The 24,961-nt window shown below is 72.5% G+C and carries 20 protein-coding genes; 17 read left to right on the forward strand and 3 right to left on the reverse strand.

Annotated features, from left to right (window positions below):
- Nucleotides 1-66: 66 nt before the first annotated feature.
- The 13 genes from ABZT47_RS33950 (at nt 67) to ABZT47_RS34010 (ending at nt 16,708) form a co-directional block, all read left to right on the forward strand.
- Complete coding sequence (locus tag ABZT47_RS33950) at nt 67-1,026, forward strand: 3-oxoacyl-[acyl-carrier-protein] synthase III C-terminal domain-containing protein (RefSeq protein ID WP_354851559.1); 960 nt, start codon at nt 67-69, stop codon at nt 1,024-1,026.
- An 11-nt stretch (nt 1,027-1,037) separates the two neighbouring features.
- On the forward strand, nt 1,038-1,787 hold the full coding sequence (locus ABZT47_RS33955; protein ID WP_354851561.1) for a glycosyltransferase: 750 nt from the start codon (nt 1,038-1,040) through the stop codon (nt 1,785-1,787).
- Between the two features lie 7 nt (nt 1,788-1,794).
- A complete protein-coding gene (locus tag ABZT47_RS33960; protein ID WP_354851564.1) occupies nt 1,795-2,979 on the forward strand; it encodes a cytochrome P450 in 1,185 nt (394 codons plus the stop codon).
- 88 nt (nt 2,980-3,067) lie between these two features.
- Complete coding sequence (locus ABZT47_RS33965; RefSeq protein ID WP_354851567.1) at nt 3,068-4,624, forward strand: class I adenylate-forming enzyme family protein; 1,557 nt, start codon at nt 3,068-3,070, stop codon at nt 4,622-4,624.
- The gene (locus ABZT47_RS33970; protein ID WP_354851571.1) at nt 4,621-5,586 is read left to right on the forward strand and encodes an NAD-dependent epimerase/dehydratase family protein; all 966 of its coding nucleotides are present in this window, start codon (nt 4,621-4,623) and stop codon (nt 5,584-5,586) included. The genes ABZT47_RS33965 and ABZT47_RS33970 overlap by 4 nt, the downstream gene beginning before the upstream one ends.
- A gap of 138 nt (nt 5,587-5,724) precedes the next feature.
- Nucleotides 5,725-6,900, forward strand: coding sequence for a cytochrome P450 (locus ABZT47_RS33975; protein ID WP_354851574.1), 1,176 nt, complete (start codon nt 5,725-5,727; stop codon nt 6,898-6,900).
- A 300-nt stretch (nt 6,901-7,200) separates the two neighbouring features.
- On the forward strand, nt 7,201-8,610 hold the full coding sequence (locus ABZT47_RS33980; RefSeq protein WP_354851577.1) for an LCP family protein: 1,410 nt from the start codon (nt 7,201-7,203) through the stop codon (nt 8,608-8,610).
- Between the two features lie 52 nt (nt 8,611-8,662).
- A complete protein-coding gene (locus tag ABZT47_RS33985; RefSeq protein ID WP_354851580.1) occupies nt 8,663-10,975 on the forward strand; it encodes a glycoside hydrolase family 95 protein in 2,313 nt (770 codons plus the stop codon).
- 187 nt (nt 10,976-11,162) lie between these two features.
- Nucleotides 11,163-12,218, forward strand: a complete 1,056-nt coding sequence (locus ABZT47_RS33990) for an ABC transporter substrate-binding protein (RefSeq protein ID WP_354851583.1) — start codon at nt 11,163-11,165, stop codon at nt 12,216-12,218.
- A gap of 187 nt (nt 12,219-12,405) precedes the next feature.
- Nucleotides 12,406-13,251 (forward strand): ABC transporter ATP-binding protein, encoded by an 846-nt coding sequence (locus ABZT47_RS33995; RefSeq protein WP_354851586.1) that lies wholly within the window; start codon nt 12,406-12,408, stop codon nt 13,249-13,251.
- Nucleotides 13,248-14,105 carry an ABC transporter permease gene (locus tag ABZT47_RS34000; protein ID WP_354851589.1) on the forward strand — a complete coding sequence of 286 codons (858 nt, stop codon included), beginning with the start codon at nt 13,248-13,250 and terminating at the stop codon, nt 14,103-14,105. Before ABZT47_RS33995 ends, ABZT47_RS34000 begins: the two co-directional genes overlap by 4 nt.
- Nucleotides 14,105-14,512, forward strand: coding sequence for an Rrf2 family transcriptional regulator (locus ABZT47_RS34005; protein ID WP_354851592.1), 408 nt, complete (start codon nt 14,105-14,107; stop codon nt 14,510-14,512). Before ABZT47_RS34000 ends, ABZT47_RS34005 begins: the two co-directional genes overlap by 1 nt.
- A 462-nt stretch (nt 14,513-14,974) precedes the next feature.
- Nucleotides 14,975-16,708: a serine/threonine-protein kinase gene (locus tag ABZT47_RS34010; protein ID WP_354851595.1), complete on the forward strand. Its 1,734-nt coding sequence runs from the start codon at nt 14,975-14,977 to the stop codon at nt 16,706-16,708.
- Nucleotides 16,709-16,756: 48 nt separating this feature from the next.
- Here ABZT47_RS34010 and ABZT47_RS34015 read toward each other — a convergent pair whose 3' ends face one another.
- Nucleotides 16,757-18,691: an amino acid transporter gene (locus ABZT47_RS34015; RefSeq protein WP_354851598.1), complete on the reverse strand. Its 1,935-nt coding sequence runs from the start codon at nt 18,689-18,691 to the stop codon at nt 16,757-16,759.
- A gap of 392 nt (nt 18,692-19,083) precedes the next feature.
- On the opposite strand from ABZT47_RS34015, the gene ABZT47_RS34020 reads away from it, so the two are divergent.
- Nucleotides 19,084-20,040, forward strand: coding sequence for an ATP-binding protein (locus ABZT47_RS34020; protein WP_354851601.1), 957 nt, complete (start codon nt 19,084-19,086; stop codon nt 20,038-20,040).
- Between the two features lie 195 nt (nt 20,041-20,235).
- Nucleotides 20,236-20,622, forward strand: coding sequence for an SCO5389 family protein (locus tag ABZT47_RS34025; protein ID WP_354851604.1), 387 nt, complete (start codon nt 20,236-20,238; stop codon nt 20,620-20,622).
- A 120-nt stretch (nt 20,623-20,742) separates the two neighbouring features.
- On the opposite strand, the gene ABZT47_RS34030 is transcribed toward ABZT47_RS34025, so the two are convergent.
- Nucleotides 20,743-21,684 (reverse strand): LysR family transcriptional regulator, encoded by a 942-nt coding sequence (locus ABZT47_RS34030; protein ID WP_354851607.1) that lies wholly within the window; start codon nt 21,682-21,684, stop codon nt 20,743-20,745.
- A 97-nt stretch (nt 21,685-21,781) separates the two neighbouring features.
- Between ABZT47_RS34030 and ABZT47_RS34035 the strand changes: the two genes are divergently transcribed.
- Complete coding sequence (locus ABZT47_RS34035; RefSeq protein ID WP_354851609.1) at nt 21,782-23,056, forward strand: pyridoxal phosphate-dependent aminotransferase; 1,275 nt, start codon at nt 21,782-21,784, stop codon at nt 23,054-23,056.
- Nucleotides 23,057-23,107: 51 nt separating this feature from the next.
- The gene (locus ABZT47_RS34040; protein ID WP_354851700.1) at nt 23,108-23,863 is read left to right on the forward strand and encodes a GNAT family protein; all 756 of its coding nucleotides are present in this window, start codon (nt 23,108-23,110) and stop codon (nt 23,861-23,863) included.
- Nucleotides 23,864-24,292: 429 nt separating this feature from the next.
- On the opposite strand, the gene ABZT47_RS34045 is transcribed toward ABZT47_RS34040, so the two are convergent.
- Nucleotides 24,293-24,781, reverse strand: a complete 489-nt coding sequence (locus ABZT47_RS34045) for a hypothetical protein (protein ID WP_354851612.1) — start codon at nt 24,779-24,781, stop codon at nt 24,293-24,295.
- Nucleotides 24,782-24,961 lie beyond the last annotated feature (180 nt).

The following is a 24,961-nucleotide window of genomic DNA, read 5'->3' on the forward strand; positions in this document are numbered from 1 at the left end:
CGCTGATGCGTCCAAGTTCGGTAGATTGCCGACAACGGGGGTCATTCGATGACACTAAGGGGCGCGATGAAGGCCCGGATATCGGGCGTCGCGACGCATCTGCCCGAGCACACCATGACCAGTGACGAGGTGGAGGCGCGGATCCAGGGGTACGTTCCGCACCGCGGCGTCATCGAGCGGATGACCGGCGTCGTGCGCCGGCACGTGGCGCCCGACGACCAGCAGGCCTCCGACCTGGCCGTGGCCGCCGCGCGCCTGCTGGACCACCGCGACGCCGACCTGCTGATCTTCGCCTCGGCCTCGCAGGACATGGTGGAGCCGGCGACCGCGCACATCGTGGCGGCGAAGCTCGGGCTGTCGTGCCCGGTGTTCGACGTCAAGAACGCCTGCAACAGCCTGCTGAACGGGCTTCAGGTCGCCGAGGCGCTGATCCGCACGGAGGCGCATCGCAAGGTGCTGGTCTGCACGGGCGAGATGCCCTCCCGCGCGGTCCGCTGGCGGGTCGAGGGGCGCGCGCAGTTCGTGGACGCCTTCGCGGGATACACGCTGTCGGACGCCGGAGCGGCGGTGCTGGTCACCGCGGACGCCGACCGCGGCATCTTCTACCGCGACTTCTCCGCCGACTCCAGGGCGTGGGCGATCGGCACGCTGCCCGGCGGCGGCTCGGCCCACCCGCGCGACCCCGAGTACTCCTACTTCCGCGGCGACGGACGTCGGCTGAAGGAGGCGTTCGAGCTGGTCGGACCGGACATCTTCCTGGACGCGCTCAAGCGCACCGGGCTCACCTGGGAGGACTTCTCCCTGGTGGCCGTGCACCAGGTCGCCCTGCCCTACCTGGCGGTGCTCACCCAGGCGCTGGGAATCCCCGAGGACCGCCTGGCGGTGACGCTGCCCGAGCACGGCAACTGCGCCTCGGCCACCCTGCCGCTCCAGCTCTGCGCGGCCGGCGCCCGGCCCGGCGACCGCGTCGCGCTGCTCGGCCTCGGCGGCGGCGTCAGCCTCGGCGTCCTGTTCGCGGACCTGTGACGGCCGGCGCCATGGACCTGTGGGTGGTCATCCCCGCGTACAACGAGGCCACGGGCATCGAGGCCACCCTGCGCGCGCTCGAAGCGCAGGACGACTCCGCCTTCACCGTGCTCGTGGTCGACAACATGAGCACCGACGGCACCGCTGAGGTGGTGAAGTCCTATGCCGCCACGTCTTCGATGGCCATCCGGGTCGTCCAGGAGTCCCGCAAGGGCACCGGCGCCGCCTCCGACACCGGCGTGCGGCACGCCATCGCCCAGGGAGCCACCCACCTGGCCAGGACCGACGCCGACTGCGTGCCGCGCCGCGACTGGGTGCGGGCGATCAGGCGGGCCTTCGGCGAGGGGCTGGAGATGGTCGGCGGCAAGCTGCGCCCCCGCACCGACGAGTTCCCGCTCAAGCTGTGGGAGCGGCGCCTCATCCCGTTCGTGGTCGGCGTCGCCGCCGCGTTCGGCCGCCTGCGTCCCGGCAACCGCGACGCCGCCTACCTCGGGCCCTACGTCATGATGCCCGGCGCCACGCTGGCCATCACCGCCTCGCTCTACGAGCGGTCGGGCGGCTTCCCCCGCACGGCGATCGAGGAGGTGCACGAGGACCGCGCGCTGGTCAACCGGGTGCGCAAGGTGACCGGCGCGTACGCCTCGCGGCGGGACGTGGTCGTGTACGGCTCGGTGCGCCGCCTGCGCGCCTACGGCCTGGCGGGCACGCTGGCCTGGTACGCCGACCACCACTACCGTCCCGACGTCGTCGACGTGCGATGAGCGCCAGGTGAGCGACACGGCGAGCGCCCGCCCGCGCCGGTGGGCCCCGGACGGCGCCTCCCACGAGACCCGCCTCCACCTGGCCGCCCATCCGTTCGCCTACCCGCTGATGCGGCTGCTCGCCCGGCTCGGCCCGGTGGTGCGGGTTCCCGGCCTCGGCGTCGTGGTCAACGACGCCGCGACCGCCCGCGCCGTGCTGATGGACGAACGCTTCCGCAAGGACGGCCCCGGCTCCCCCGGCGACCTGTGGACGCCGGTGCTCGGCCCGTCCGTGCTGCTCAACATGGAAGGCGAGGCGCACGCCGCGCTGCGCCGCAAGCTGGCGCCGCTGTTCACCCCCGCCCAGGTCGCCTCGCTGGTGGACCAGGTGCTCCGGGCGCCGCTCGCCGGGCTGTCGGAGCGGCTGGCGCGCGGCGAGGCGGTGGACCTGGTGGCGGAGACGCGGCTGATGGCGGGCGCGGTGATCTGCCGGCTGATCGGCATGGGCGAGGTCTCCCCCGGCGAAGCGCGGGCCATGTACGCCGACGGCGAGCGCATCGTGTCCATGGTGTCGCTGCGCTCGCGCCGGCTGTCCGCGCGGCAGGTCGCGCTCGCCCGCCGGGTGCTGGACCGCGTCGGCGACATCGCCGCGGCGGCCTACGAGCGGGGCGAGGAGACGACGGTCATGGGCCGCATGCGGTCCCTCGGCCTGTCCGCGGCCGAGGCGCGCGGCGCGGCGGGCGCGTTCTTCCTCACCGGCACCGAGACGGTGGCGACGTTCGTCCCCCGGCTCGTCGCGCTGCTGCACGACGCGCGGTCCCGGCCGGCCGGGCCGCTGGAGCTGGACCGGGCGATCGAGGAGGCGATGCGGGTCACCACCCCGACGCCGGTGATGCTGCGCTCGGTCGCCGCCTCCGCCCGCGTCGGGCGGGTGCCGGTGCGGCCGGGCGACCGCGTGCTCATCGTGACCCACAACTGCGCGCGCGCCTACGGCCCGTTCGACCCTGCGCGGACGCATCCGCCGGAGCTGCGCCGCCTGTGGTTCGGGGCCGGCCCGCACTTCTGCATCGGCTACCCGCTGGCGCTGGCCGAGATCCGCGCGATCGCCGGCGCCGTCCTGGCGCACGATGTCCGGGTGAGCGGCCGCGGCGCGGCGCGCGGCGTGCTCATCCCCACCTACCGGCATCTGTGGATAACGGCGGTGCCCGCGTGAACGACCTTCGGACGGCGGCGACTTCGCACGGACACCATCCCGGTGACACCGGCCCCGCCGGCGACCTCCCGACAAGGCGGGTGCCCGCGTGAACGACGTTGTCACCGGCGTCCTCGAGACCGCCCGGCGCGCCCCCGGCGGTGTCGCGGTCATCGACGGGCGTGGCGCGACGCTGACGTACGGCGAACTCCGGCGCCGGGTCCTCGCCGTCGCGGGGGCCATGACCGGGCTCCGGCCGGGCGACGGGGTGCTCTTCGCGGCGCGTCCGGGCCCCGATGCCGTGGCGCTCGCCCTCGGCGCGGTGGCGGCCGGAGGGATGCTGGTCCTCGCCGACCCCGGCCTCGCCCCCGACGTGGCCGCCGCGCGGCTGGCCACCGCCGTGCCGGCATGGGTGGTCGCCGACTCGGTGGCATACACGCTGAGCGGGCCCCTGCGTGCTCTGGCCCGTCATCGCGGGCTGGCGCTGCCGCACCTGCGCGACCCCGCCCCTGGCCGTCCGGTGCGCCATCTGTACGCCGGCCCGTGGCTCCCCGGCGTCCCCCGCGACGCCATACCACTGCGCGCCGTGTACCGCGCCTCTTCGCCTCACCCCGCGCCGCTGGAAGGAGCCGGCCCGTTCGAGGACCCGGGCCCTCCCGGCCGCGACGGCCCGGCCGCGCGGCCGGACCAGCCGGCCGTGGTGGCGTTCACCTCGGGCACGACGGGACGGCCGCGCGGCGTCGTCCATACCCGCGGGTCGCTCGCCGAAGGGTCCGCGTCGTTCGGCTCGGCGGTCCCGCTGGCCCCCGGCGACGTCGTGCACACCGACCAGCTCATGCTGGGCCTGCCCGCCCTCATGGCCGGCGCCACCTGGTCGCTGCCCGGCGCACGGCCATTCGCCCGCGAGCTGGCCGAGCGGGGCGCCACCCACGCCTTCTGCGTCCCGGTGCGGCTGGACCGCATCCTGCGGGAGGACGGCCGGCTTCCCGGCACCCTGCGCTGTCTGCTGCTCGGCACGGCCCCCTCCCCGCCCGCCGTACTGCGCCGCGCCCGCGCCGCGGCCCCGCGCGCCCAGATCTGGTCGGTGTACGCGATGACCGAGGCCCTGCCCATCGCGATCGTCTCCGCCGAGGAGAAACTGGCCTGCCGGGAGGGCGACCTGCTGGGCGCGCCGCTCCCCAGCGTCGCCGCGCGGATCGCCGCCGACGGGGAACTGTACATCTCAGGACCGCAGCTCGCCCGCGGATACCTCGGTGAACCGCCGCTGCGAGAGGTGGCCACCGGAGACCTGGCCCGCCTCGACGAACAGGGCCGGCTCATCCTGCTCGGCCGCAAGAAGGACATGATCCTGCGGAACGGGGTGAACATCTACCCGGGCCTGTACGAGCCGGCGCTGGCCGCGCTGCCCGGCGTGGCGGAGGCGGCCATCGTGGGCGTCGCCGACCCCGAGACCGGTGACGAGGAGGTCGTGCTCGCCGTCCGCCCCGACGAGGGCTTCGACGCGGCGGCGCTGCGCCGTGCCCTTCCGGACCGGGTGGACGCCGGGGCGCTGCCCGACCGGGTGGAGGTACTGCCCGACTTCCCCCGCGCGGGCCGGACGGACAAGCTCGACCGCGCCCGCCTGCGCGCGGCGGTCGCGAGACACACCGGCGGCGGCGGTCGATGAGGATGGCGGTCACCGGGGCGTCGGGGTTCGTGGGCGGGGCGGTGTGCAGGGCCGCGACGGCGGCGGGATGGGAGGTCCACGCCTTCGGCCGCCGCTCCCACGTGCCCATGGGGATGACGGGCGGTCACCGGGGAGCGGCCGTGTCACCGCCGTCCACGGGCACCATGGCGCCGTACCGTTCGTGGGACATCACCGGGGCGCCGCCCGATGAGCTGCCCGAGGTGGACGCGGTGGTGCACTGCGCGGGCAGCGTGACCGACTGGGGCCCGGCCCGGGAGTTCTTCGAGGTGAACGCCCGGGGCACGCTGCGGGTCCTGCGGGCCTTCCCCGGCGCCCGGTTCGTCCACGTCAGCACCGCCAGCGTGTACGACCCGTTCCGGCCGACCGTGATGGCGCGCGAGGACGAGTGCCGGGCCGCGCGGCACGTCAACGCCTACGGCGCATCCAAGGCGCTGGCCGAGCGGCTGGTGCGGGACTCGGCGGTGGTGCTGCGGCCGCACGCCGTCTACGGCCCCGGCGACCGCACGCTGCTGCCCCGGCTGCTCGGCGCGGTCCGGGGCGGCCGTCTGTGGGCCGTCGGGGACGGACATCAGCGCATCAGCCTGACCTCGGTGGAGAACCTGGCCCAGGCGTGCGTGCTCGCCGCCGCCGGTCCGGTGGCGGCGGGGGTGTTCAACGTGACCGACGCCGAGCCGGTCGTGCTGGACGACGCCCTGCGGTGGTTCCTGCGAGAGCGGGGCGTCCCGGCGCGCCCGGCGTACCTGCCCGCCGCCGTCGCCCGGCCACTGGCGGCCGCCGCCGAGACCGCCTTCCGCGTGCTGGGACGCCCGGACCCGCCGCGCCTCACCCGGTACGCCGCCGGCCATCTCGCCGTGGAGCGCACGCTGGACATCACCGCGGCCCGCGAGCGCCTCGGATACCGTCCTTCTCCGACGTCCTTCCGCGGAGCGGCGCACTGGTGAACCCGCTGGCCGTGGCCCAGTGGATCACAATCTGTCATGACAAGTATTGACAATGGGCATTGCGGGATCGATGCGCAAATGCGACGGTCGAGATGACCGTTCGCGATGGGGAAGCGAACCGACCAGAGGGGCGCCACCGTGTCAGATCTCCCGCAGATGCCGTTCCAGCGCCGTCACAAGCTCGACGTGCCGCCGACGTACCGCGAACTACGGGAGCACGCGCCGATCACCAGGGTCCGCACGCCGGTCGGCGACGAGGTGTGGCTGGTCACCGGCTACGAGGACGTCCGCCGGATGTTCGCCGACGACCGTCTCGGCCGCTCGCACCCCGACCCCGCCTCGGCGGCCAGGGTGTCGGGATCGGTGATGCTCGGCGGCCCGATGGGCGAGTTCGACACCGAGAAGCAGGAGCACCAGAGGATGCGCAAGCTCCTGGCGCCCGCGTTCTCGGCGCGCCGGATGAAGGCGCTGTCCGGCCACGTCCAGGAGCTGGTCGGCGGCCTGCTCGACGAGATGGCGCGCAACGCGCCTCCGCTGGACCTGCACGAGCACCTGTCCTTCCCGCTGCCGGTGCTGGTCATCTGCGAGCTGCTCGGCGTGCCGTTCGAGGACCGCCACCTGTTCCGGGCGCTGTCGGACGGCATGGCCATCACCACCGACCCCGCGGCGTCCTCGGCGGCGATGGAGAAGTTCTCCGCCTACATCCTGGAACTGGTGGAGCACAAGCGCAGGCACCCGTCCGAGGACGTGCTGTCGGACCTGGCCGGGATGGACGCCGACGACACCGAGATCGCCAGACTGGGGGCCGGCCTGCTGTTCGCCGGGCACGAGACGACGCTCAACCGCATCGACTACGGGGTGGTGTTCCTGCTCAGCGACCTCGCCCAGCGCGACGCCCTCGCGGCCGACCCCTCGCTCGCGCCCGCCGCGGTCGAGGAGATCCTGCGCATGACCTCCCCGTCCGACCACGGCCTGCCGCGGTACGCCAAGACCGACATCCAGTACGGCGAGGTGACCATCCGCGCGGGGGAGGCGGTCGTGCTCATCCCCTCGGCGGCCAACCGCGACGAGGGCGTCTTCGACGACCCCGACGTCTTCGACATCCGGCGCGAGACCTCCGAGCCGCATGTCGCCTTCGGCTACGGCCAGCACTACTGCATCGGCGCCAACCTGGCCCGGGTCGAGCTGACCGAGGTGTTCCGCGCCCTGTTCCAGAGGTTCCCGACGATGGAGCTGGCGGTGCCGGTGGAGGAGCTGCGCACCCGCACGGACCGTCTGACCGGTGGCCTGCTGGAGGTCCCCGTCACCTGGTGACCGCCCGCCGGCCGGCGGAACGCCGGTCCGGCGGTGACCCGCGACCGCTTCGCACGACCGGCGCACGGCCCGGTCGCGCGAAGCGCCTCCGTCGCACCACCGCCGGACGACCGTTCCGGTCGAGGCGGCCGGCGCGCGACCAGCGAAACGCGGTTTCCGCCCGATGGTCGCCGTTTCGTCCCGCGGCCGCCGGAAGATCGTTCCGGTGTGTCGCGGGCTTACACGGACGTGCCGCCACTCTCCGTTACTAATCTGTTATCGATTACCGACGGAGTGGGAGTTTCGGAAGGCGCGATGCCGATGAGAGGCGATCGGGGATCCCTGCGGCTGAGCGGGGCGCTCGGGCTCACCCTCGCGGCGGCCCTGGTGTGGGGCCTGGCCCACCTGCTCGCCGGCCGGCGCGCGGCCGGCGCGGCGCTGCTCGCGGCGCAGGTCCTGCTGGTGGCGGGCCTGACGGCGGCGGCCACGGCGCTGCGCCCCGAGGTGCTCGCGCTCGTGGCGCGGCCCGGCCGGCTGGCGGGCCTCGCCGTCGCGGCGGTGCTGCTCGGCCTCGCCTGGGCGACGGTGATCGTCTCGTCCTACCGGCTCGTCCGGCCCCCGGGGCTCGACGGGCCGGGACGCTCGCTCGGGCGGGCCGCGGTGGGCGTGATGTGCGCCGCCGCCCTGCTGCCCACCCTCTACGCCGCGCGGCTGGCGTACGTGGGCCGCGACGTGGTGACCACGGTGTTCGCCACGCGCGGCGCCGCCTCCGCCGATCCGTGGCAGGGCAGGTACCGGGTGAACGTCCTGCTGCTCGGGGCGGACGCGGCGGCCAGGCGTCCGGGAGCGCGCACCGACAGCATGTCGGTGGCGGCCGTCGACACAAGGACGGGCAGGACGGTGCTGTTCAGCCTGCCGCGCAACCTGCAGCACGTGCCCATGCCCGCGGGGCCGGCGCGGCGGATGTTCCCCGGCGGCTTCGCCGGCGACGGCACGCTCAACCACCCCGGCCTGCTCAACGAGGTGTACCAGTGGGCCGAGGACCACCCGGAGGCGGTGCCGGGCGTCCCGGCGGGACGGCGCGGGCCCGAGCTGCTCAAGCGCACGATCGGCGGCATCCTCGGCCTTCCGATCGACTACTACGCGATGGTCGACATGAAGGGCTTCGCGCGGATCATCGACGCGACCGGCGGCGTCAGGGTGACCGTCAAGAACGACATCCCGTACGGCCTCGCGGGCGGCGTGCTGCGGGCCGGCACCCGCAGGCTGAGCGGCGCGGAGGCCCTGTGGTTCGGCAGGTCCCGGTCGGACGGCGACGACTACGTCCGCATGGGGCGTCAGCGGTGCCTGCTGGACGCGGTCGCCCGGCAGGCGGACCCGTTCACGGTGATCAGGAGCTTCGGCCGGCTCGCCGATGCGGCAAAGCGCTACATATCCACAGATATACCTCAAGAATCGCTTCCAGCGTTTATCACCCTTTCTCGCAAGATAAAGGACGCCCCTCTGGAGAGCGTGCAATTCGTTCCGCCGCTGATCGACACGGCCGCCCCCGACTGGGCGCTGATCAGGGAGAAGGTCTCCGAGACGACCGGGGTGCCGCTGCCCGCCTCCACCCGCACGCGGCGAGGCGCCCCCGGCGACCCGGCGGCGAGCGGGTCGCGCGCCTCCGCGACCCCGTCCTCCATATCGCCACAAACGGAACAAACGTCACCTAACGCTTCTTGTAACTGAATCTTATAAATCTCGTTAGGATTCACTCGATCACCACGCTGATCGGGGAGACATGCAGAGCCTGTGGTACGACCGGCCCGCCGACGGGCCGGATGAGCACGACGCGTGGGAACGGCAGGCGCTGCCCATCGGCAACGGCAGGCTGGGCGCGATGGTGTTCGGCCGGCTCGGCTCCGAGCGGCTCGCCCTCAACGAGAGCACCCTGTGGACCGGCGGCCCGGGGTCCAAGGACGCCGGGCCCGGCGGCTACCGGTCCGGCGACTGGCCCGCCCCCCGGCCGGGCGTCCTGGCCGAGGTCAGGCGGCGCCTGGCCGAACACGGCCGCCTCGACCCGGTGGAGGCCGCCCGCCTGCTCGGCAACCCCGCCGGCCTGGACGGCCGCATCCCCGGCTTCGGCGCCTACCAGCCCTTCGGCGACCTGCTGCTCGACATCGCCTCCCCCGGCGGCGACGTGTCGGACTACCGCAGGGAGCTGGACCTGACGACGGCGGTCGCCACCGTGCGCTACACCGCCGGCGGGGTGCGCTTCACCCGCGAGCACTTCGCCAGTCACCCCGCCCAGGCGGTCGTCGTCCGCCTGGCCGCCGACCGTCCCGCCCACATCTCGCTGACCGTGCGCCTGGCCCCGGGTCCGCTGACCGCGCCGCCGGAGTACGCTGCGGCGGGGGGCCGGCTGACGCTGCGCGGGACGCTGGAGGACAACGGGCTGCGCTACGAGGGCCAGGTCCAGGTGCTCGCGGAGGGCGGCGCCCGGACCGACGAGCCTGGCGCGATCGCCGTCCGAGAGGCCGACGCGGTCACGCTGGTCTTCTCGGCGGGCACCGACTACGCCTGCGCCCACCCCGCCTACCGCGGGGCGCCTCCCGGCGCGGCGGTCACCGCGCACGTGGACCGCGCGAGCGCCCGCCCGTACGGCGAGCTGCGCGCCGAGCACGTCGCCGACCACCGCGGGTTGTTCGACCGCGTCCGGCTCGACATCGGGGGCCGCGCGGCGGGCTGCCCGCCGCCGACCGACCGGGCGCTCGCGGCGTACGGCCGGGGCGGGCCCGGCGACCGTGCGCTGGAGGCGCTGCTGTTCGCCTACGGCCGCTACCTGCTCATCGCCTCCTCCCGGGAGGACTCGCCGCTGCCGGCCGGCCTCCAGGGCCTGTGGAACGACAGCCCCGCCCCGCCCTGGAACGGCGACTGGCACACCAACGTCAACGTGCAGATGAACTACTGGCCGGCCGAGGTGACCGCGCTGAGCGAGTGCGCCGCCCCGCTGACGCGCTTCGTCGACGCGCTGCGCGTCCCCGGCAGGGTCACCGCGGCGACCATGTTCGGCTCCCCGGGCTGGGTGGTCCACTCCAGCACCAACCCCTTCGGGTTCACCGGCGTGCACGACTGGCCGACCGCGTTCTGGTTCCCCGAGGCGGCCGCGTGGCTCGCCCAGCACGTCTACGAGCGCTACCTGTTCGGCGGCGACCTCGCCTACCTGCGCGACCACGCCTACCCCCTGCTCAGCGAGACCGCCGAGTTCTGGCTGGAGAACCTGGTCGAGGACAGCGGCCTGGTGGTCTCGCCCGGTCACTCCCCCGAGCACGGGCCCTTCTCGGCCGGCCCCGCCGTCTCCCAGCAGATCGTGTGGGACCTGCTGGCCAACACCGCCGAGGCCGCCGACCAGCTCGGCATCGAGCCGGGCTACCGCGTGCTCAAGGCGCTGGGCGAGCTGGACGAGGGCCTGCGCATCGGGTCCTACGGCCAGTTGCAGGAATGGCGGGACGACTGGGACGACCCCGAGGACGCCCACCGGCACCTGTCCCACCTGTTCGCCCTGCACCCGGGCCGCCGCATCCACCCGTGCACGGAGTTCGGCGAGGCGGCGCGGGTGGCGCTGGAGCACCGGGGCGACGCGGGACCGGGCTGGAGCAGGGCCTGGAAGATCAACCTCTGGGCGCGGCTGCTGGACGGCGACCGGGCGCACCACCTGCTGGCCGAGCAGCTGCGGCACAGCACGCATCCGAACCTGTGGAGCACGCATCCGCCGTTCCAGATCGACGGCAACCTCGGGACGACGGCCGGCGTCGCCGAGATGCTCCTGCAGAGCCACCTCGGGGTGATCGACGTGCTGCCCGCGCCGCCCTCGGCGTGGCCGGACGGCTCCTTCGACGGGCTGCGCGCCCGGGGCGGCCACGCGGTGGGCGCCACCTGGCGGGACGGCGAGCTGGTGGAGGTGCGCGTCCTGGCCGGCCATGACGGTGAGGTACGGCTGCGCAACCCGGCGTTCCTGAACGGCTGCCGCACGCGCGTGCCGTGCGCCGTCGAGGGCGACACCGCCGCCTTCCAGGCGAGCGCCGGCCACGCCTACCGCCTCGCCATCGGCTGACCCGGCCTCTCAGCCCCCTCGCCGACATAACGGCATATTTCGTCATATGGGCTGGTAGAGGCCACCGGCCAGGGACACGAAGCGATAACGACAGGCGTCCGAAACCCCGCTCCCGCTTGACATGTGGCTCCGCATGTCGTGTTATGACACCTAACCGACTTATTAAGTAGGAATTAGGGAGAGGTCAATGAGGGTTCGCAGGCTACGAGGGATGGCGGCCGTGGTGGCCGCGGTCGCGGTGACCGCCCTCGCGGCTGCCTGCGGAGGGGATGGGGGATCCTCCGGCGGCGACGCTGCCAAGACCGAGGTCCGCCTCGGCTTCTTTCCGAACATCACGCACTCCACGGCCCTGGTCGGGGTCAAGAAGGGCCTGTTCGCCAAGGCCCTGGGCTCGAACGTCACGCTCAAGACGGCGACCTTCAACGCCGGCCCCGCCGCGACCGAGGCGATCTTCTCGGACGCGGTGGACGCCACCTACATCGGGCCGAACCCGGCGATCAACGCCTGGTCCAAGTCCAAGGGCCAGGCCATCAAGATCATCGCCGGCTCGGCCTCCGGCGGCGTGTACCTCGTCGTCAAGCCCACCATCAACGACGTCGCCGACCTCAAGGGCAAGAAGATCGCCACGCCGCAGCTCGGCAACACCCAGGACGTGGCGCTGCGCTACTGGCTTCAGGAGAAGGGGCTGAAGACCGACACCAAGGGCGGCGGCGACGTCTCGATCGTCCCGCAGGAGAACTCCCAGACCCTGCAGACCTTCGCCACCGGCGACGTCGACGGCGCGTGGGTGCCCGAGCCGTTCGCCAGCCGCCTGGTGCTCGAGAGCAAGGGCAAGATCCTGGTCAACGAGTCCGACCTGTGGCCGGACAAGAAGTTCGTGATCACCCATCTGATCGTCCGGCAGCAGTTCCTCAAGGAGCACCCCGACCTGGTCAAGAAGCTGATCGAGGGGCACGTCGAGTCGACCGCCTACATCAACTCCGACCCGGCGGGCGCCAAGGAGGCGATCAACGCCGAACTTCAGGACCTCACCGGTAAGCCGCTGAAGCCCGAGGTGCTGGACAGCGCGTTCAAGAACATCACCTTCACCAACGACCCGATCGCCTCCTCCCTGGTCACCAGCGCCGACCACGCGCAGAAGGTCGGGCTGCTGGACCCGGTGGACCTCAACGGCATCTACGACCTCAAGATCCTCAACGAGGTGCTCGCCGCCAAGGGCCAGCAGGCGGTGAACGACAAGTGACCGCGCCCGCCCTCACGGGCGGGCACCCCGCTCATCACGCTCAGCACGGCCCGTCCGGCCTCCGCGGCCGGGCGGGCCGGCCGCCCCGCTCCACCGGCGCCCCCGGACGGACGGGCACCGCAGGTCGAAACAGCCCAAACGGCGCCGACGGCCACCGGCCGGCGGGGGCGCCGGGTGAGGAGTCGAAGTGACAGCTCCGAGCAGGGAGCTGCGCTCCAGCCGGGTCGACGGGCACGAGCCCGCGGTCCGGCTGGACGCGGTCTCCAAGGTGTACGGCAGGGAGTTGCTCGCCCTGGACCGCGTCACGCTGTCGGTGGGCAAAGGCGAGTTCGCCTGCCTGCTCGGCGCGTCCGGTTGCGGCAAGAGCACGCTGCTCAACCTGGTCGCCGGGCTCGACCGCCCGACGGCCGGGACGATCGACACCGGCGGCGCGCGCATCGCGATGATGTTCCAGGAGCCGGCCCTGTTCCCGTGGCTCACGGTCTCGTCCAACATCGAGCTGGCCCTGCGGGTGACCGGCACCGCCCGGAACACCACCAAGAAGGAACGCCGCGCGCGGGCCGCCGAACTCCTGGAGACGGTCCACCTGGCCGGCTTCGGCGGCAAGCGGCCGCACGAGCTGTCCGGCGGCATGCGCCAGCGGGTCGCCCTCGCCAGGGCTCTCGCCCAGCGGGCCGACGTGCTGCTCATGGACGAGCCGTTCGGCGCGCTGGACGCGATGACCCGCGACCTGCTCCACGACGAGCTGGAGCGCATCTGGCGCGAGCGGGGGCTGACCGTCCTGTTCGTGACGCACAACGTGCGCGAGGCCGTCCGCCTCGGCGACCGGGTGGTCCTGCTGAGCAGCCGGCCGGGAACCGTCATCGAGGACTACGCCGTCACCCTGCCGCGCCCGCGACGCACCGACTCCGGCGAGGTCGCCGGTCTGGCCTCCACCATCACCGACCGGCTCCGCCAGGAGGTGCTGCGCCACGCCAGGCCGGCGCAGGCGGTGTCCGCGGCCGGCGCCGTCCCCGCGGGAGCCGACCGATGACCGCCGACGTCTCCCAGCACCTCGCCGGACTGGACGCGCTCGAGCTCTCGGGCCAGGAGCGGCGCGGCGTCGCCGCGCGCGTCTGGTCGCGGGCGTGGCCGATGATCGCGGCGATCTTCCTGGTCTTCGCCATCTGGGAGGTGGTGGTGCTCAGCGGCTGGCGTCCCGAGTACGTCCTCCCCGGCCCCATCACCGTCCTCGGCGAGCTCGGGCACCGCCTCGGCGACGGCGACTTCTACCAGGCCGTCGCGGTGACCATGCGCCGCGCCATCTTCGGGTTCGCGGTCGCCGTCCTTGTGGGGCTGGTGGTCGGCGCGGCGGTGTCCCGGGTGCGCCCGCTGCGCGCGGCGTTCGGCTCGCTGATCACCGGCCTGCAGACCATGCCGTCCATCGCGTGGTTCCCGCTGGCGATCCTGCTGTTCAAGCTGAGCGAGAGCGCCATCCTGTTCGTGGTCGTGCTCGGCGCCGCGCCGTCCATCGCCAACGGGCTGATCGCCGGCGTCGACTACACCCCGCCCATTCTGCTGCGCGCCGGGCACATCCTCGGCCTGCGGCGGCTGGCGCTGTACCGGCACGTCATCCTGCCCGCCTCGCTGCCCTCGTTCCTGTCGGGCCTCAAGCAGGGCTGGGCGTTCGCGTGGCGGTCCCTCATGGCCGGCGAGCTGCTGGTCATCATCGCGCACCAGACCTCGATCGGCGAGCAGCTCGACAACGCACGTGAACTGTCCGACGCACCCGGTCTCCTCGCGACGATGATCGTGATCCTGGTCATCGGCATCGTCGTGGACATGTGCTTCGGTGCGGCCGACAACGCTCTCAGGCGCCGCTGGGGGCTCGACCAGCCGGTCGGCTGATGCGGATCTCCGCCAGGACGCAGTACGCCCTCCGCGCCGCCGCGGAGCTCGCGGCCGCTCCTCCCGGCCCGGTGCCGGCCGAACGGATCGCGAGCTCCCAGGACATCCCCCGCAGATTTCTGGACAACATCCTGCTCCAGCTGCGGCGCGCGGGGCTCATCGAGAGCCAGCGGGGTCCCGAGGGCGGGTACTGGCTCGCCCGGCCGGCCACCGAGATCACGCTGGCCGACGTCATCCTCGTCGTCGAGGGGGTGCCCTCCCACAGCGAGCGGTTCCCCGGGGTCGCGGGGCCGCTCGCCGAGGTCTGGTCCGCGCTGCGCACCTTCGAGAACGAGACGCTCACCGAGATCACCCTCGCCCACATCGCCACCGGCTCCCTCCCACCCCTCACCGCCCCACCTGTCTGAAAGCGTCGTTCCCGGCGACACGATCACCGCGTCCGCGCGCTGAGGCGCGTGAACAGCGTCCGTCCGGAGGCGGCCGGACCCCATCAAGCCGCACCGGAGCTCTGCCCAGCCGACGGAGGTCCGGGCCGTTTCGTCTTCACCGGCCCAGTGGTGGTGTCGAGCCACTCGTGGCCAGGGGGCACGGAGTCCCGGCCATGGGGTCTTTCACCGCCACGTTCGCGGCTCCCAGGCTGGACGGCCACCCGTTCGCGTACCTGTTCGCGCCGTCGGCATACCCGGACCCTTTCGACTGCGCCTCGGCAGACCACTCGCCGGCACGGTGAACCGAGCGGGACGGCGCGGCTGTGGGCGCCGGCGTCCTTCATGCGGGACGGCGTTGTTGGAGCGCGGCGGTGGTGACAACTGTGGAAGACTTCCCATCTGCTGACTTCTCGCTCTATCGCCCGCGAAGGGGCATTTTGGATGGGAACACCTGGGCAACTGGTGGTGAAGCGGTACCGGCTGGTGCGAGCCCTCGGGCAGGGCGGCATGGGAATGGTGTGGGAGGGGCACGACACGCTCCTCGACCGGCCGGTCGCCGTCAAGGAGGTCCTGGTCCCGCCCAGGCTCGACTCCCGCCAGCGGCTCCAGATGCTCCACCGGACCTCGCGCGAGGCCCGCACGGCGGCGCGGCTCAACCACCGCACCATCGTGGGCGTCTACGACGTGGCCGAGGAGGAGGGGCACCCCTGGATCATCATGGAGCTCGTCCCGTCCCGCTCCCTGGACCGCGTCCTCGGCAGTGAAGGGCCGCTCTCGGTGCCCCGGGCCGCGACGATCGCGAGCGAGGTGCTCACGGCCCTGTCGCTCGCGCACGCCGCCGGCGTCGTCCACCGTGACGTGAAACCGGCGAACATCCTGATCGGCTACGACGGCCGGGTGGTGCTCAGCGACTTCGGCATCGCCACCTCGCTCGGCGACCCGTACGCGCAGCGCAGCGGCACCATAGGGTCGCCCGGTTTCGTCGCGCCCGAGCGCCTCGACGGCGCGCCCGCCGCCCCGGAGGGCGACCTGTGGTCGCTGGGCGCCACGCTGTTCGCGACCGTCGTCGGCCGCCCGCCGTTCGAGAACTCCATGGGGCCGCTCGCCTCGCTGCTCACCCAGGACGCCGAACTGGCCCGGGTGCCCGTCGAACTGCGCCCGGTGCTCGCCGGCCTGCTGGCCAAGGACCCGGCGAAGCGGATGAGCGCGTCGGCGGCCAAGGCGCTGCTGGAGCCGCTCCGCTCACCGGCGACGACGCCCGCCGCGACCGCTCCGAGACTGGCCGGCCACACCAAGCTGCTGGCCGGCGTGGCGGCGGCCGTGGTGATCGCGAGCGCCGTCGGCGGGTGGGCGATGCTGCGCCCGCCGGACACCACGCCCCCCGGACGGGACGGCGTGCCGTCCACGGAGGCTCCCACGTCGAGCACGCTGTCCAGCCGCGCGGCCGCCCCCGCGACGGCGTCACCGGCCCCGGACCGGTTGCGGATGAAGTGGTACGACGCGGACGCGGGCTGGAGGGCCGGCGTGCCGCGCGGCTGGCGACTGTCCGTACAGGACGGCCGGCACACCTGGGCGGCGCCGACGGGCACCGCCTACCTGGGCGTGGAGGTCGTCGACGCCCGTGGGCGGGACCCGCTGGACCTGCTCACCGAGGTCGAGACCTCCCTGTCCGGGTCGGTGCGCAAGTACCGCAGGATCCGCCTGGAGAAGCTTTCCGCCACCCCGGCGACACCGGCGAGCTTCGCACGATCCTCCACCTCCACCACATCGCCGACACCGGGAGCACCCACGACGCCGGGAGCACCGACGACAGCGAGGACACCCACGACGCCCGGAGCATCGGCGACACCGAGGACACCCACCACGCCGGGAGCATCGGCGACGCCGCCGACACCGGCCGACGGCGGCACACCCGGAGTCACCTTGGCCGGGCGCAGGGGCTCCGCTCCCGCCAAGGGCGTGGTCGTCGCGGAATGGGAGAGCACCTGGACCGGCCCCGGATACCACTCATGGGCCGTCAAGGGCGTCCCGTACCACGAGCTGCAGCGGATGATCATCTCTGGCGGCCGGATCAGCGTCATCGACTGGGTGACCACCCGCACCGAGTGGGACCGCCTCAAACCCACCCACGACGCCGTGCTGAAGTACTACCACCCCCCAACCCCCCACCCCTGACGCCCCACCCACCGGCTCCCCGACAGGCGACCGAGGTGGATCCGGGGGTCAGCCGACGTGGACCGGGGGACGGCGGGTGTCGTCGGGTTCGGCCTGGCGGAGGACCTCGCGGGTGAGGGGGGCGACGTCGCCGCCGCCGAAGACCAGGTAGCGCAGGAGCGCGGCGATCGGGTTGCCCTCGGACCAGTGGAAGTAGACGTGCGGCAGCTTGTCCGTCTCGTCGCGGATGTGCAGCAGGACGGCCGCGATCGTGTTCGGGACCGTCGCGGCCTCGACCGTGAGGATCTTGTAGCCGTGGCGCTCCTCGCCCCGCACGCACAGCTCGGAGTGGAACTCCGAGGCGTCCTCGATGGTGACCTCCAGGAAGAGCAGAGGCTCGTCGTCGGGGAGGTGGTTGTTGCGGCGGGTCTCGTGGTCCTTGTCGGCGTACTCCTGCCGGTCGCGGGCGTCGGGCTCGTTGGCGATGATGCGAATCTTCCCGGGCACGTCGATGAGGCGCTTGGCCTCCTCGTCCAGTTCGATGGCGCTGACCCGCAGCTCGGTGGAGCGGGTGGCCCGGGAGATGAGCGAGGTGACGATGATGGCCAGCACGAAGAAGAACGCGATCTTCAACCCGTCGGGGCGCTCGATGATGTTGGCGATCGCGGTGTAGGCGAGGATCAGCGCGACCACGCCGAAACCGATGGTCCTGCGGAGATGGCGCTTCTGCCAGCAGGACAGCGTCACCGCGACGGCGGCCGAGAGGATCAGCGCCAGCACGCCCGTGGCGTACGCGCCGCCCTGCTCTTCGACGCCGGCGTCGAAGAAGACGGTGATGGCGAAGGAGATGGCCGTGAACACCAGCACGAGGGGCCGAACGGCCCTCGTCCAGTCGGGGGCCATGCCGTAGCGGGGAAGATAGCGCGGCACGATGTTGAGCAGGCCGGCCATGGCCGACGCCCCGGCGAACCACAGGATGGCCATCGTGCTCAGGTCGTACACGGTGCCGAACAGGTCGCCGAGATAGGTGTGGGCGAGGTAGGCGAGCGCCCGCCCGCTGGCCTTTCCGCCCTCGTGGAACTCCTTGGCCGGGATGAGCACGCTGGTGGCGAAGCTGCTGGCGATGAGGAACACGCTCATGATGAGCGCGGCGGTGGTGAGCAGCAGTTTGGCGCCCTTGACACGCTGCGCCAGGTCGCCCTTGACCAGCGGCATCACCGCGACGCCGGTCTCGAAGCCCGACAGGCCGAGCGCGAGCTTGGGCATCACGAACAGCGAGACGGCGATCATGGCGAGCGGCCCTGAGTGCTCGGTGACCAGAGCCTGCCGCCAGTCGCCCACCAGGGCGGGGTGGGCCACCGCCTGCGCGACGGCCGTGACCACCACCACGACGTTCAGCGCGAGGTAGACCGCGACGAGCACGACCGCCAGGCCGATGGCCTCACTGAAGCCGCCGAGGAACACCACGCCGAGCAGGGCGATGAGCAGCAGTGTGATCGGGACCTTCCACCCCTCGAAGAAGTCGGGGACGAAAGGATTCTGCAGGAGGTGGGCCGTCGCGTCGGCGGCCGACAGCGTGATGGTGACGACGAAGGCCGTGGCGACGAACCCGAGCAGGAACAGCACGAGCAGCTTGCCTCGCCACCCGGGCAGCAGGCCCTCGAGCATGGACAGCGAGCCGAGGCCGTTGGGGCTCTCGGCGGCCACCGCGCGATAGGTGGGCAGGGCGCCGAACAGCGTGAGCGCGACGAGCAGCAGCGTGGCGACGGGGGACAACGCGCCGGCGGCCAGCGCGGCGATGCCCGGCTGGTAGCCGAGGGTCGAGAAGTAGTCGACACCGGTGAGGCACATGACCTGCCACCAGTGGTGCTGCTCGTGCGGCGCCGGCTCGGCGTGGTGACCGACGGACTTGCGGTCGGACTGCAGAAGCCCGTGCAACAGCCAGGCACGGAGCTTGTCGTCGGCGCGTTCGTCGGACGCCGGCGGAGTCGTAGTGGCCGCCACCCGTATCACCCTCTCAGTGCTTGGACGACAGGAACCCTACTCAACGCGCGCCGCCCTCAGCCCACCGAATCCACCGGCTGTGGACAGAGAACGTCTTCCCGCGGCTTTTCTCGGACAGAAAGGGCGAACAGCAACCGCGCTTGTGGACAACGCACCGGCCGGCCGCCGGGGACAAGGGACGCTTGCCCGACCGCCGCCCACAGGTTGTGGACGGCCGCCGCGCCGGCTGGGCCAGGACTGCCCGGCGGGCCTCGGACAAGCCTCGGGCAGGGCAAGAGCAGGTGAAAGACGAGCCGGAGGAGCCGGAAGCCGACGAGCAGAGCCGGTGCGGCGTGGCATGATGAGGCCGCCGGTACTTGCAATGGTTTTCATAACCAGATTGGATTTCCCGCATGAGAGTCGCCTTCGTCGGCAAGGGCGGCAGCGGCAAGACCACGCTGTCGTCGCTCTTCGCCCGCTACGTCGCACGACAGGGCGGCCCCGTGGTCGCCATCGACGCCGACATCAACCAGCACCTCGGCCTGGTCCTGGGCCTGGACCCGGCCGCGCTGCCCGAGCCGCTGGGCGTCCACATCGGCGAGATCAAGGAGTACCTGCGCGGCGAGAATCCGCTGATCGCCTCCGCCGGCTCCATGGTCAAGACGACTCCGCCCGGCCGCGGGTCGCGCCTGGTCGGTCTCGACGACCCCTTCTTCGCCGACCGGTTCACCACCGCCGTCCAGGGGTTCGGCCTCATGGTCACCGGCCCCTTCAGCGAGGACGACCTCGGCGTCGCCTGCTACCACTCCAAGGTCGGCGCGGTCGAGCTGTTCCTCAACCATCTGGTCGACGGCCGCGACGAATACGTCATCGTCGACATGACCGCCGGCGGCGACTCCTTCGCCTCGGGCATGTTCACCCGGTTCGACATGACCTTCCTGGTGGCCGAGCCCACCCGGCAGGGCGTCAGCGTCTACCGCCAGTACCGCGACCACGCCCGCGACTTCGACGTGCCCATCGCGGTGGTCGGCAACAAGGTCCACTCCGCGGCCGACGTCGCCTTCCTCCAGGAGCAGGTGGGCGAGGACCTGCTGGTGTGCCTGGAGCACTCGCCGGCCGTCCGCGCCATGGAGCAGGGCCGCGCGTTCACCCTGGAGGACCTGGAGCCGGCCAACCGGCAGGCCCTCGTGACGCTCCTCGCGCGCGTACAGGCGCAGGAGAAGGACTGGGAGAGGTTCGGCCGGCAGACCATCGAGTTCCACGTCCGCAACGCCGAAGCCTGGGCGAACCGCGCCACCGGGGAAGACCTGCGCAAGCAGATCGACCACGGCTTCGTCTTCGGCGAGCGCCCCACCGTCCCCGCCGGATGACACCGCACGACGCCGCACGACGCCGCACGACGCCGCACGAGCCTGCACGAGGCCGCGATGCCGGAACGCCGGACGACGCCGGACGACCCCCGCGGCGGCACGCGCCGCCCATGTGACCGTCCCCCCATCGCCACCTGGAGCCGGTCCGACCTGACGCCTGACGTCGGACCCGCCCATCTCGAGAGGAGAACCCGCATGTCGCTGACCGTTCCGAACGAGCTCGTCGACCAGGCCCGCGCGGGCGACGTGGACGACGAGGTGTTCCTCGCCTGCGTCCGCGACTCGCTCCCGTACGCCTGGTCCCTGATCACCGGGCTGGTCCGGGAACGCGAGCAGAGCGGCGCCGAGTTCGCCGACAACCTCACGCCGCCGCCGGACGAGGCGGCGCGGGGCCAGCTGCTACGCTGCTTGGCGAGCGACGCGATGCGCGGCGCGCTCGAACGGCACTTCGGAGTGCGGCTCGCCTTCCAGAACTGCCACCGCGTCGCGGTCTTCGACCCCGCGGCCGAGAAGGCGCACGCGCAGTTCGTCACCGCCCGCGCGCAGATCCTCAACCAGCGGCCCGACCTGGTCGACTGCTGACCTGAGGCGCGGGGCAGGCGCCGGCATCGCCGTACCACGACCCGCCGACGCGGCGCCGATCACTGCGGCACGTGGCCGGGGGTGGAGAGCCGCGCCCGGTGAACGCATGTGGTCACCGCACTAGTCGGTGGAGGACCGGACGGGCGCGAGGTCGGCGGCGAGGTAGCGGGCCGCCACGTGCAGGGCTCGCAGCGTCGCGGCGACCGACGGACGGTTGACGCTCGCCGTCCTGACGACGGCCCGCACCTCCCGGGTGACCGGGTTGCCGGGTATCTCGCGCACCGCGACGCCCCGCACTCCGGCGGCCAGGGCCAGCGCCGGCACCGCGGCGATGCCGATGCCCTTGGCGACCAGGCTGAGGATGGTGCCGAGCCCTTCGAACTCCCACGGCACCGGCAGGGCGCCTCCGACGTCCGACAGCAGGCGGTCCACCGCCATCCGCGACGGTTCTCCGTCGGGGGTGGCCATCCACGGCTCGTCGCGCAGGGTCAGCATGTCGACCGGAACCGACGGGTCGGCCATCCGGTGCCGGCGGGGCACGACGAGCACGATGGGGTCGTGCAGCAGCGGCAGCACGCGCAAGGTGTCGGTGCCACGCGAACGCATGCCGCCGTACCAGTCGTCCACGAGCGCGATGTCCGCCTCTCCCGCCTCGACCTCCCTGATGCCGCGGCCGGACCGGCCCTGGCGCAGCCGCAGCGACAGTGCGGTGTGCCGGCGCAGCGACCGCACGAGGACCGGGGCGAAGGCGACGGCCGCCGTGGGGAAGGCGGTCACGACCACGCGCCCCGAGGGCGTGGCGGCATGGGCCGACAGGTCGGACTCGGCGGTCTCCACCATGGCGAGGATGCGTTCGGCGTGCTCGACGAGCCGGTACCCGGCCTCCGTGAGTTCGGCGCTGCGGGATGTGCGGTCCAACAGCGCCGAACCCGACTCGCGTTCCAGGGTCGCGAGCTGCTGCGACACCGCCGAGGCGCTGTAGCCGAGCGCCGCCGCCGTGGCGGCGATGCTGCCCCTGCGCGCGAACTCGCGGAGCAGGGACAGCCGCCGTAAGTCGAGCATCGGTTCTCCTTGTGCTCACCACCGAAAAGCCTCGCTTGTGCCGATGGGTGTACCCGTTCAAGCTGGGCAGGTCCCCAGACACCAGGAGGTTATGACGATGAATGTCACGCTTTCAGCAACCCTGGCAGCTAATGAGGACATCGCCCGAAGACGCCGCGCCGGAGAACGGGTTCTCAACCTGGCCTTCGGCGAGGCGGGCCTCCCCGTCCACCCGGCACTGCGCGAGCGCCTCGAGGCGGCCTCGCGGGAGAACGGTTACGGGCCGGTCGCCGGCGCGGCGGCCCTGCGCGAGGCGGCGGCCGGCTACTGGGAGCGCCGCGGGCTGCCCACCGATCCCGACCTGGTGGTCTGCGGCCCGGGCAGCAAGCCGCTGCTGTACGCCCTGCTGCTGGCGATCGGCGGCGACATCGTCCTGCCGATGCCGAGCTGGGTGAGCTACGCGGCCCAGACCGGTCTGGCCGGCGTGCAGCCGATCATGGTTCCGGCGCCCTCCGGCGAGGGGGGGACGCCCGATCCCGAGCAGGTGGCCGCGGCGGTCTCACGGGCGCGCGCCCGGGGACGCACGGTCGGCTCGGTGCTGGTGACGCTGCCCGACAACCCGACCGGCAGGCTCGCGACCCCGCGAACCGTGCGCCGCCTGGCCCAGGTCGCCCGCGAGCTGGACCTGACGATCATCTCCGACGAGATCTACCGCGACCTCGTCCACGATCCCGATGCCGAGTTCCTCAGCCCGGCGGACGTCGCGCCCGAGCGCACCGTGGTCACCAGCGGGCTGAGCAAGAGCCTCGCCCTCGGCGGGTGGCGCATCGGCGTGGCGCGGCTGCCCTCGTGGCCGCTCCGGGAGGCGATGCTCGCCGTGGCCTCGGAGATCTGGTCCAGCCCGGCCGCCCCGGTGCAGCACGCCGCGGCCTACGCCTACACCGAACCGCCGGAGCTGGTCGAGCGGGTGGCCGCGAGCAGGAGGCTTCACGGCATCGTGGCCCGCGCGGTGGCCGGCCGCTTCACGCGGGCGGGCGCCATCGTGGCCGAGCCCCAGGGCGGCTTCTACCTGTATCCCGACCTCACTCCGCTCGGACGGTTCGGCACCTCAGGCGAGCTGGCCACCGTCCTGCTCGAACGGCACGGCGTGGGCGTCCTGCCCGGCTCCGCCTTCGGCGACCGGCCCGCCGACCTGAGCGTCCGGGTCGCCACGAGCCTGCTGTACGGCGAGGACGAGGAGCGGCGGCTGGCCGCGCTCGACAGCCCGGAACCGCTCGAACTGCCGTGGGTGGCGGCCGCCCTTTCACACCTTGACGGCGCCCTCGCGGCGCTCACTCCGAGGGGGTGTCCGGCGGCCTGGCCGCCCGCCTCGCTGGCACCGGCGGCACCCTGATCGGCATTACCGAACCTTTACCGTCAACCAGCACCGGAAAATGCGGTGATCATGGCTCTGACCTGCGCCTTTACCCTCATGATCACCGCTTTCCTGGACGCTCACCTAGAAGTTCCATCCGATTTGGCGCAGAGTCTGCAATGGAGCCCTCATCATGTGCTCATGCCCGCTTTTGTCACCCTGTCCGGGCGCTCCGTGCGCCTGGAACCACTCAGCCTCGCGGTGGTCGACGACCTGGTCGCCGCGGCGAGTGAAGACCGTTCCACCTACGCCTTCACTCGGGTTCCCGCCAGTCGGGAAGAGATGACCTCGTACGTCGAGGCCGCTCAGGCTGAGCAGGCGGAGGGCCGCACCATGCCCTTCGCCATCCGGTGGCTGCACACCGACAGAGTCGTCGGTGCCACCCGTCTCATGCACCTGGAGTACTGGCAGGGACCCCTGCCCTGGCCTCCCGGCACGCGGGGCGTGGTGGGCGAGGTCCCGTCCGTGGCGGACATCGGTTACACCTGGCTGGCCGCATCGGCCCAGGGCACCAGCGTGAACCGGGAGAGCAAGTACCTGATGCTCTCGCTCGCCTTCGAGACCTGGCAGGTCCACCGCATCACCCTCAAGGCAGACGTACGCAATCTGCGTTCCCGGGCCGCCATCGAGGCCCTCGGCGCACACCTGGACGGTGTGCGGCGGGCGGACAGCCGAGGCGCCGACGACACGGTCCGAGATACCGCGTACTACTCCATCCTGGCCGGTGAATGGCCGGTGGTTCGAGAACGGATGCACGCGAGACTCGGTCTCGTGGAAGCCGCGTGAGCTCCCCGTCCCTTCGATGAACCCATGGAACGCGCAGCCCGCCCGGTAGCCTCCCCGGCCACTGGGCGGGCTGTGTGTTTCCCCCCGCTTCCCCCGTGTACTGCGAGCTCCCCCTGCTCTCCGGGTCTCCCCGGCACCACCCCCGTGTCTCCGGCTCCCCGGCGCACCCCCCGTGCGACCCGGCTCCCCGGCACTTCCCCCGCGTTCCCGGCTCCCCGGGCCGCACCCCCCGTGCGACCCGGCTCCCCGGCACTTCCCCCGTGTCCTCCGGGTCTCCCCGGTGAATAACGCCCCAGGAGGTCTCACTTCCCCCGTTCAACCCCCTGGGGCGTCCCCTGTGGTGCTCCCGCGGCGCGTCCCCAACGTGCCGCGGGCTCGCCGCGCGGATCAGGCCGTGGCCTCATCCGGCGGACGCCTCGGTGGCGTGGATCACTCGTCGCCGTCGCTCTCGTAGACGTAGTTCCAGCGGCCGCAGTACTTCTTCGCGGCGTGGTGGTTGTCCCAGTAGCAGACGCGGACCGAGATGTTGTCGACGTCGTCGGAGGAGAAGTGGAAGTAGCGGGACCCGCTGGAGCCGCACTTCTTGGCCCAGTACGTCGAGTCGTCGCCGTCCTCGTTCTCGAACTTGACCTGGACGTAGCCGCAGAGCCAGCCCGGCGAGGACTTGTCGTACAGCCGGCCCTCGACGTGGAAGTCGCCGTCCTCGTCCTCGTAGACGGTGCCGCGGGCCTTGGCGCGGGAGCCGTTGAAGTACTTGGAGTAGTAGTAGCCCCAGTCGTCGTCGAAGTCGTAGCTGGAGGCGGAGGCCGTCTTCGTGGCGGTCGCCGCGGAGGCGGAGGTGGCGAGGGCGGGGAGGCCCACCGCGATGACGGCGGAGGCTGCGGCCAGGCCCAGGACGTTGCGGATCGAGCGGTGCATTGCGGTTCTCCTATTGCGGGTTCCCCCGTGTGCTTGGTGCTTCGGGGCTTATGACCAAATTGATAGAACCCATCGCCTGCAGGGCGCTTACAACGGCCTTACCTCCGCCTGCAAGGCACTTGCCCGGCTCCTGCCGGATCCCGGTTCCCCTGACCCGGATCCGGCGGCGGTGCCGCCGCC

Origin of the sequence: Sphaerisporangium sp. NPDC005289 (assembly GCF_040607455.1) — a bacterium.
GTDB lineage: Bacteria > Actinomycetota > Actinomycetes > Streptosporangiales > Streptosporangiaceae > Sphaerisporangium > Sphaerisporangium rhizosphaerae.

What these genes read in the sequence shown, in the direction of transcription:
- ABZT47_RS34005 (WP_354851592.1), top strand. Translation starts at nt 14,105, where the DNA reads ATGCGGATCTCCGCCAGGACGCAGTACGCCCTCCGCGCCGCCGCGGAG.
- ABZT47_RS34040 (WP_354851700.1), top strand. Translation starts at nt 23,108, where the DNA reads ATGGCTCTGACCTGCGCCTTTACCCTCATGATCACCGCTTTCCTGGAC.
- ABZT47_RS34025 (WP_354851604.1), top strand. Translation starts at nt 20,236, where the DNA reads ATGTCGCTGACCGTTCCGAACGAGCTCGTCGACCAGGCCCGCGCGGGC.
- ABZT47_RS33950 (WP_354851559.1), top strand. Translation starts at nt 67, where the DNA reads ATGAAGGCCCGGATATCGGGCGTCGCGACGCATCTGCCCGAGCACACC.
- ABZT47_RS33985 (WP_354851580.1), top strand. Translation starts at nt 8,663, where the DNA reads ATGCAGAGCCTGTGGTACGACCGGCCCGCCGACGGGCCGGATGAGCAC.
- ABZT47_RS34035 (WP_354851609.1), top strand. Translation starts at nt 21,782, where the DNA reads ATGAATGTCACGCTTTCAGCAACCCTGGCAGCTAATGAGGACATCGCC.
- ABZT47_RS34010 (WP_354851595.1), top strand. Translation starts at nt 14,975, where the DNA reads ATGGGAACACCTGGGCAACTGGTGGTGAAGCGGTACCGGCTGGTGCGA.
- ABZT47_RS33990 (WP_354851583.1), top strand. Translation starts at nt 11,163, where the DNA reads ATGAGGGTTCGCAGGCTACGAGGGATGGCGGCCGTGGTGGCCGCGGTC.
- ABZT47_RS34000 (WP_354851589.1), top strand. Translation starts at nt 13,248, where the DNA reads ATGACCGCCGACGTCTCCCAGCACCTCGCCGGACTGGACGCGCTCGAG.
- ABZT47_RS34020 (WP_354851601.1), top strand. Translation starts at nt 19,084, where the DNA reads ATGAGAGTCGCCTTCGTCGGCAAGGGCGGCAGCGGCAAGACCACGCTG.
- ABZT47_RS34045 (WP_354851612.1), bottom strand. Translation starts at nt 24,781, where the DNA reads ATGCACCGCTCGATCCGCAACGTCCTGGGCCTGGCCGCAGCCTCCGCC.
- ABZT47_RS34030 (WP_354851607.1), bottom strand. Translation starts at nt 21,684, where the DNA reads ATGCTCGACTTACGGCGGCTGTCCCTGCTCCGCGAGTTCGCGCGCAGG.
- ABZT47_RS33955 (WP_354851561.1), top strand. Translation starts at nt 1,038, where the DNA reads ATGGACCTGTGGGTGGTCATCCCCGCGTACAACGAGGCCACGGGCATC.
- ABZT47_RS33970 (WP_354851571.1), top strand. Translation starts at nt 4,621, where the DNA reads ATGAGGATGGCGGTCACCGGGGCGTCGGGGTTCGTGGGCGGGGCGGTG.
- ABZT47_RS33980 (WP_354851577.1), top strand. Translation starts at nt 7,201, where the DNA reads ATGAGAGGCGATCGGGGATCCCTGCGGCTGAGCGGGGCGCTCGGGCTC.